The organism is Streptococcus mitis, from assembly GCF_001579035.1.
Taxonomy (GTDB): domain Bacteria; phylum Bacillota; class Bacilli; order Lactobacillales; family Streptococcaceae; genus Streptococcus; species Streptococcus mitis_J.
Genome location: NZ_KQ970285.1, coordinates 412,771 through 419,614, shown reverse-complemented (window position 1 = coordinate 419,614; position 6,844 = coordinate 412,771). Strand labels below are relative to the sequence as shown.

At 41.6% G+C, this 6,844-nt stretch carries 9 protein-coding genes; 1 reads left to right on the top strand and 8 read right to left on the bottom strand.

Features of this window, described 5'->3' with window-relative positions:
- Nucleotides 1-202: 202 nt before the first annotated feature.
- The 5 genes from SMIDD26_RS02105 to SMIDD26_RS02085 all read right to left on the bottom strand — a co-directional run bounded on the left by SMIDD26_RS02105 (nt 203) and on the right by SMIDD26_RS02085 (nt 2,734).
- Complete coding sequence (locus tag SMIDD26_RS02105; protein ID WP_000282442.1) at nt 203-598, bottom strand: single-stranded DNA-binding protein; 396 nt, start codon at nt 596-598, stop codon at nt 203-205.
- 77 nt (nt 599-675) lie between these two features.
- Nucleotides 676-1,437 carry an SDR family NAD(P)-dependent oxidoreductase gene (locus SMIDD26_RS02100; RefSeq protein ID WP_061438756.1) on the bottom strand — a complete coding sequence of 254 codons (762 nt, stop codon included), beginning with the start codon at nt 1,435-1,437 and terminating at the stop codon, nt 676-678.
- 41 nt (nt 1,438-1,478) lie between these two features.
- The gene (gene ytpR / locus SMIDD26_RS02095) at nt 1,479-2,105 is read right to left on the bottom strand and encodes a YtpR family tRNA-binding protein (protein ID WP_061438755.1); all 627 of its coding nucleotides are present in this window, start codon (nt 2,103-2,105) and stop codon (nt 1,479-1,481) included.
- A gap of 15 nt (nt 2,106-2,120) precedes the next feature.
- Nucleotides 2,121-2,438 (bottom strand): thioredoxin family protein, encoded by a 318-nt coding sequence (locus SMIDD26_RS02090; protein WP_061438754.1) that lies wholly within the window; start codon nt 2,436-2,438, stop codon nt 2,121-2,123.
- On the bottom strand, nt 2,435-2,734 hold the full coding sequence (locus SMIDD26_RS02085; protein ID WP_061438753.1) for a DUF4651 domain-containing protein: 300 nt from the start codon (nt 2,732-2,734) through the stop codon (nt 2,435-2,437). The genes SMIDD26_RS02090 and SMIDD26_RS02085 overlap by 4 nt, the downstream gene beginning before the upstream one ends.
- A 93-nt stretch (nt 2,735-2,827) precedes the next feature.
- On the opposite strand from SMIDD26_RS02085, the gene SMIDD26_RS13465 reads away from it, so the two are divergent.
- Entirely contained in the window at nt 2,828-2,959 is a 132-nt protein-coding gene (locus tag SMIDD26_RS13465; protein WP_280630505.1) for a hypothetical protein, read from the top strand.
- A gap of 24 nt (nt 2,960-2,983) precedes the next feature.
- Here the strand turns inward: SMIDD26_RS13465 and SMIDD26_RS02080 are convergent, their stop codons facing one another.
- The 3 genes from SMIDD26_RS02080 to SMIDD26_RS02070 all read right to left on the bottom strand — a co-directional run.
- Nucleotides 2,984-4,057: an N-acetylmuramoyl-L-alanine amidase family protein gene (locus tag SMIDD26_RS02080; RefSeq protein WP_061438752.1), complete on the bottom strand. Its 1,074-nt coding sequence runs from the start codon at nt 4,055-4,057 to the stop codon at nt 2,984-2,986.
- 119 nt (nt 4,058-4,176) lie between these two features.
- Complete coding sequence (locus tag SMIDD26_RS02075; protein ID WP_061438751.1) at nt 4,177-5,784, bottom strand: CTP synthase; 1,608 nt, start codon at nt 5,782-5,784, stop codon at nt 4,177-4,179.
- Between the two features lie 263 nt (nt 5,785-6,047).
- Nucleotides 6,048-6,844, bottom strand: a 797-nt coding sequence (locus SMIDD26_RS02070) for an ABC transporter permease (RefSeq protein WP_061438750.1), incomplete at its 5' end; no start/stop codon positions are given.

The following is a 6,844-nucleotide window of genomic DNA, read 5'->3' as shown; positions in this document are numbered from 1 at the left end:
TTTTCTTCTACTTTTAAGACCTCACGGTCTCCTAATGGTTTCAACATCTGTTTTCCTCCATGATGAACTACATATTATTAGCACTCTTTATAGATGAGTGCTAATTCATAGTTCTATTGTATCACTTGGTCAGAAATAGTCAAGAAAAAAGTCTGACTTTCTCAAGATAAAACGCCTGAGACCAACTCAGACTTTTTAATGTTTAAAATGGCAATTCCTCCTCTTCCAAAACCAAATCTGCCAAATCTTGGCCTGCATTATTTTCTCGCATGGCACGTTGGGCACGACTTTCCAAGAGTTGGAACCCTGTCACGAGGACTTCGGTCACATAATTCATTTGACCATTTTTCTCAAAACGACGGGTACGTAATTCTCCATCCACTGAAATGAGACTCCCCTTAGTTGCGTAGCTTGCCAAGGTTTCTGCTAGTCTGCCCCATAGGACCATATTGACAAAATCAGCTTCGCGTTCGCCATTTTGATCTTTGTAACGACGGTTGACTGCGATAGTTGCTCGCGCTACTGACTTGTCATTGTTGGTTTTGTGCAATTCTGGTGTAGACGTCAAGCGTCCGATTAAGATAACTTTATTATACATATTTTCTTCCTCCTACTTATCTATTCGTAGGAAATACAAAAAAGTTACAGAAATTTGTAACTTTTCGAGAAAATTTTTTATTTTTTATGAACCATGAAACCTGTCGCCTGTTGATTGGCCATAATGGTTATATCTGTAATCTGCACACGACGAGGTTGACTGGTCACATAGACTACTGTGTCTGCGATATCCTGAGCTTGCAAAGCTTCTATTCCTTGGTAAACGGACGCAGCTCGTTCTTTATCACCGTGAAAACGTACCGTCGAAAAATCTGTTTCGACAATTCCAGGCTGAATGGTGGTCACCTTGATGTCTGTTGCAATGGTATCAATTCGCAGTCCATCTGAAAAGGTCTTAACTGCTGCCTTGGTAGCTGAATAAACTGCTGCACCTGCATAGGCATAAATTCCTGCGGTTGACCCCATGTTGATGATATATCCTTGATTAGCTTTTACCATTGCTGGCAAGAAACAGCGAGTGACTGCCATCAAGCCCTTGACATTGGTATCCAGCATGGTCAGCATATCCAACTCTTCATAGTTCTGATAAGGTGCTAAACCTAGAGCCAGTCCGGCGTTATTGACCAAGATATCAATCTGACCTATCGTTTCTATAATATCAGAGCAGACAATCTTTACCATAGTCATATCCGTGACATCTAGTGGAAAGGTCCAAACTACTTGATTTGGAAAAGTTCCTTCAAACTCAATTTTTAAGGCTTCAAGTCTGTCTATCCGTCGTCCAGTTAGAACGACATTCTCACCCTGCTCCAGATAAGCACGCGCAATCGCTTCACCGATTCCTGATGTCGCTCCTGTAATCACTACATTTTTTGCCATCTTATTTCCTTCTAGCTGGTCTATCAGATATTAACAACTTCTTAGGCAGTCCAGTGTTTAGCTGGGTCAAATGGTGTTCCGACAACTTGGTCTTCTGATAATTCAAGCACCCCACGTTTTTGCGGAGCATTTGGCAGATTCAATTCACGAGGACTGCACATCATTCCAAAACTCTTTTCACCACGAAGTTCGCCTGGGAAAATAAGATTGCCTTTGGGCATCATAGCTCCAGGAAGAGCCACAATGGTTTTCAACCCGACACGCGCATTGGGAGCCCCTGCAACAATTTGCACTGTCTTGTCACTTGCGACTGCAACTTGGCAGATGTTGAGATGGTCACTATCAGGATGGGCTACCATCTCGACAATCTCACCAACAACAAACTTAGGTTCCTTGTCATTGACAATTTCTTCTGTAAAACCTTCCGTTTGTAATTCTTGGTTCAAACGAGCGACTTGCTCATCTGTCAAAAAGACTTGACCGCGCTCTGCAATTTCAAACAAACTTGAAACCTCGAAAATATTCCAAGCTACTGTTTCTCCATTCTCTCTGAGAAAAACACGGGCTACCTTGCCTTTGCGCTCCACATCCAGTTTGGCATCTCCGCTATTTTTCACGATGACCATAAGGACATCACCGACATGTTCTTTGTTATATGTAAAAATCATTGTTTCCTTTTTCTCCTATTTCAGTCCTGCTAAAAAGTCGTTAATTTGTTCCTTGCTTTTACGGTCGCGATTGACAAAACGCCCGATTTCCTTATCCTTTTCTAGAACGACAAGGCTAGGAATCCCGTAAACATCCCAGAGTTTGGCTAAATCCATGTACTGGTCTCGGTCCACTCGAACAAAGGTGAACTCTGGATTAGTCTCCTCAATTTCTGGTAAGGCAGGATAGATATAACGACAATCGCCACACCAGTCTGCCACAAAAAGAAAGACCTTCTTGCCCTCTTTTTCCACTAAAGATGCTAATTCTTCTAAACTTGCTGGTTGTATCATAAGGCTTCCTCCTCATAGACTAGGTCTTCATTTTCATAGACAAAGGTATAATGACGGCCATCCTCAAAAACAACCCCTCCGACAAGCCTTTCTAGACTACTTTCATAAACTTGAACATAGAGAGTCGCAATTTCCCCCATGTCTGAAAAATGGTCTCGCACAATCGCTGTCAACTCTTCCTGAGTTTTCATGAGCTTATGGTCATCTGCAACTTTTTTCGTAGCAAGGGCAAGGCTCCCAATACCAAGCAGGGCCAGACCTGCCATCCACATTTTTTTAGCTTTCATACCATTCATTTTAACACAAAAAAGGCTTTAGGACAAATGAAGAAGTAGCAGAAAAGCAAGTAAAAAGCCTCTTCCTTTAAGGAAAAGGACTTCTTATACTCAATGAAAATCAAAGAGCAAACTAGGAAGCTAGTCGCAGGTTGCTCAAAGCACTGCTTTGAGGTTGTAGATAGAACTGACGAAGTCAGCTCAAAACAGTGTTTTGAGGTTGTGGATGAAGCTGACGTGGTTTGAAGAGATTTTCGAAGAGTATTATTCTTACTGCCAGGCGCCTGAGTTGCCAACGTAGTAACCATCAGGTGTGTAGGTATTGCGAAGCATCTTGCCTGATGAAGCTAAATAATACCACTTGCCATTATCTTTGACCCAATCATTCGCTAGCATGGCACCAGAAGAACTTACATAATACCAGTCTCCCTTGTCATAAACCCAAGCGCTTGCTTTCATAGCTCCTGAAGCTGATAAATAGTACCACTTGCCTTGGTCATAAAGCCAGTCACCAGCAATCATAGCTCCTGATGATTTAAAGGCATACCAGTTGCCACCTTGATAGAGCCAAGTTTGATTGAACATGACTCCTTTATCATTCATAAAGTACCAAATTTCCTTGTCTTTAACCCAAGCATTCTGTACTAATTGACCTTGTTTTTGATAGTACCAGTTTTGGTTTGATTTTAGCCAACTTTCTGCTTTTACAATCGGATAAAGTTCTTTGAAAGCTCCTCCATCATATTTATGACTGATAGATTTTAGTTTTTCTAGTTTCAACTCGTCATTATCATAATTTGCCCAAGCAAAAACTTTTTGAGCATTGACAGTCTCTGGTAAGGTAGCAGTGTAAGTCTTGGTTTGATAATCCCATTTAGCATCGAGGTAGGTGTATTGATCATTTGATTCTTCAATACGGTAGAAGCCTCTCTTTCCACTATCATTATGAATATCATCCACAACTTTCGTTGACCAGGTCTTCACTTCGTTTCCGCTCTTGGCCTCTACCTTGATATCTCCTCTATAGCCATAAGGTACGTAGAAATTCAGGTAACGCCCCTCTACGCCAATCATAGACTTGTCCTTTTCTTGACCTAGAAAATTGACAGTCTGATCTTGACCATCGAGACTGACCGTCCACTCGATTTTCTCATTTTTTGGCAAATCCAAGACTTTAATATCCACTTCATGACCATTATTAAATCGAAAAATCTTGCCATCTTGATACTGTACTCCACACTTAACAACCCATTCTTCTTTAAGCTCAAATGCCTGCCCTGAATGAGGAAAAGCCAGTAAAGCTAGACCAGCTAGAGACAAACCAAATAATGTGATTTTTTTCATTATAGATCCTCCTTAGTCGTTGTTATGTTAATTATATCACTATGTTTTTATTTTGCAACTCATATCCTAAATATGCAAGCAAAAAACCTCTGAGATTGTTCTCAAAGGTTTTGGTCTTGCTAATTACTGTTCTCAACTGCTGCAGTAATAAAGGCAGTGTAGAGTTCTTCTGGACGGTTTGGACGGCTTGACAATTCAGGGTGATACTGACAAGCTACAAAGAATTTATTTTCTGGAATTTCCACGATTTCTACCAAACGATTGTCTGGAGAAACACCTGAGAAGACAAAGCCTGCTGCCTCAAACTGCTCACGGAAGGCGTTGTTAAACTCATAACGGTGACGGTGACGGCGTTGCACCACTTCTTGATTGTGATAAGCAGCTGCTGCCTTAGAGCCACGTTTCAACTTAGATGGATAAAGTCCCAAGCGAAGGGTTCCACCCATATCCTCAACATCAATCTGATCACGCATGATATCAATGATAGGGTATTTTGTTTCTGGTGCAAGCTCTGCAGAATTGGCACCTTCAAGACCTAAAACGTGACGAGCAAATTCAATACAAGTTAACTGCATTCCCAAGCAGACACCTAACATTGGAACATCATTTTCACGCGCATAGCGAATAGCTTGGATTTTCCCTTCAGTACCACGTTGACCAAAACCACCTGGCACGATGATCCCGTCCGCATCAGACAAGAGTTCTGCTACATTCTCTGCTGTCACATCATTGGCATTGACCCAATTGATTTTAACTTCTGCATCGTTGGCATAACCAGAGTGTTTCAAGGCTTCAACCACAGAGATGTAGGCATCTTGCAACTCAACATACTTACCGACAAGGGAAATTTTAACTTGTTTCTTGAGGTTCATGACCTTGTCCACCATGGCTGACCATTCTGTCATATCCGCTACTGGTGCGTCTAATTTCAAATGATCACAAACAATTTGGTCCATCCCTTGTGCCTGCAAGTTCAGTGGAATTTGGTAAAGATGTTCGACATCCAACGATTCGATAACGGCTTCTGGTGCCACATCACAGAACTGTGCTAGTTTGTTTTTAATTCCTTGACCAGCTGGCTCTTCTGTACGAATAACCAACATATTTGGCTGGATTCCCAATCCACGCAATTCTTTGACAGAGTGTTGAGTTGGTTTGGTTTTCATTTCACCAGCAGCCTTGAGATAAGGAAGCAGGGTTGTATGGATATACATAACATTATCCGCCCCCACATCTGCCTTCATCTGACGAAGGGCCTCTAAGAATGGCAAGGACTCGATATCTCCTACTGTTCCACCAACTTCTGTGATAATGACATCAGAGTCAGTCGTTAGAGCGGCACGCTTGATTTTTTCTTTCAAAGCATCTGTGATATGAGGAATAACCTGAACGGTTGCCCCAAGATATTCTCCACGGCGTTCCTTACGAAGCACTTCACTGTAAATTTTCCCAGTTGTCACGTTGGAATATTTGTTGAGATTGATATCGATGAAACGTTCATAGTGACCCAAGTCCAAATCTGTCTCAGCTCCGTCATCTGTCACAAAGACTTCTCCGTGCTGGTAAGGACTCATAGTTCCCGGATCAATATTGATATAAGGGTCAAATTTTTGAATGGTTACTTTGAGACCACGATTTTTCAAGAGACGACCCAGACTTGCTGCGACAATCCCTTTCCCAATAGACGATACCACACCACCAGTTACAAAAATATATTTCGTAGACATAGATTCCTCTTTCTAAAATGCTCAAGGTCTTGTTAACTACGAGGGGAGATAGAAAACAAGACCTTACTAATAAGAATAATCTGGAACAACTGCACCAGATTCACAACCAAAATACAAGAAGATAACTTCTTGAAAAAACAAAAATAGCTCCCTAAGAACTAGGGAGCCCCGACCTCTAAAAGAGGTGCCCGAACAATATGATACCTAAAAATAGGATAATTGTCAATAGCGAACTTTTTATTCCTCGCTTTCGCGAGGCTCTTCTATTTATAAGATAAGGCACGTTTAAAGGTTTTCCAAATCCCTAAATCATCCGTTTGAAGGACTAGGCTAGCATACATGCGTCCGATAAATCCTGTTGCTACCACTGCAAAAATCACTGTAATAGCAAGTGAAATCCATGCTTCTACTCCCCCTGCATAGCCATTAATGGTTCTAAATGGCATAAAGAAGGTCGAAATAAAGGGAATATAAGAACCAATCTTCAAGATGAGATTGTCACCAGCTGCACCTAGAGCTGTCACTCCAAAAAAACCACCCATAATCAAAATCATCAAAGGCGACAAGGCTTTCCCTGAGTCCTCAGGACGAGAAACCATAGAACCTAGAAAGGCTGCCAAGACTACGTACATAAAGAGACTAACCAAAATAAAGAGCAAGGTATTCAGTGAGATAGCATCTCCCAAGTGATCCAAAATACCAGACTGAGCCAAGAATGGCAAATCTTTAAAGAGCAAAATGGCTGCCAAACCACCTACAACATAAATCCCGATATGCGTTAAAATCACTAGAAACAGAGCCATCATCCGCGCATAGAAATAGTGACTAGCCCTTATGCTAGAAAAGACGACTTCCATAATTTTGGTGCCTTTCTCACTGGCAACTTCCTGAGCCGTTACACCCGCATAGGTAATCAGGATCATATAAAGAAAGAATCCTAAGGCGCCTGCTGCCATTGTTTGAATAAACTTTTTATTTTCCTTGGCTTCATCAATCTTTTCTGTGAATTGAATTGTCTGCACTAAGCGTTTTTCCTGCTCTTGAGACAAGGAGGCCGTTG

Excerpts from the sequence above, each read along its gene's own strand:
- SMIDD26_RS02105 (WP_000282442.1), bottom strand. The coding sequence starts at position 598 with ATGTATAATAAAGTTATCTTAATCGGACGCTTGACGTCTACACCAGAA.
- SMIDD26_RS02100 (WP_061438756.1), bottom strand. The coding sequence starts at position 1,437 with ATGGCAAAAAATGTAGTGATTACAGGAGCGACATCAGGAATCGGTGAA.
- ytpR (WP_061438755.1), bottom strand. The coding sequence starts at position 2,105 with ATGATTTTTACATATAACAAAGAACATGTCGGTGATGTCCTTATGGTC.
- SMIDD26_RS02090 (WP_061438754.1), bottom strand. The coding sequence starts at position 2,438 with ATGATACAACCAGCAAGTTTAGAAGAATTAGCATCTTTAGTGGAAAAA.
- SMIDD26_RS02085 (WP_061438753.1), bottom strand. The coding sequence starts at position 2,734 with ATGAATGGTATGAAAGCTAAAAAAATGTGGATGGCAGGTCTGGCCCTG.
- SMIDD26_RS13465 (WP_280630505.1), top strand. The coding sequence starts at position 2,828 with ATGAAAATCAAAGAGCAAACTAGGAAGCTAGTCGCAGGTTGCTCAAAG.
- SMIDD26_RS02080 (WP_061438752.1), bottom strand. The coding sequence starts at position 4,057 with ATGAAAAAAATCACATTATTTGGTTTGTCTCTAGCTGGTCTAGCTTTA.
- SMIDD26_RS02075 (WP_061438751.1), bottom strand. The coding sequence starts at position 5,784 with ATGTCTACGAAATATATTTTTGTAACTGGTGGTGTGGTATCGTCTATT.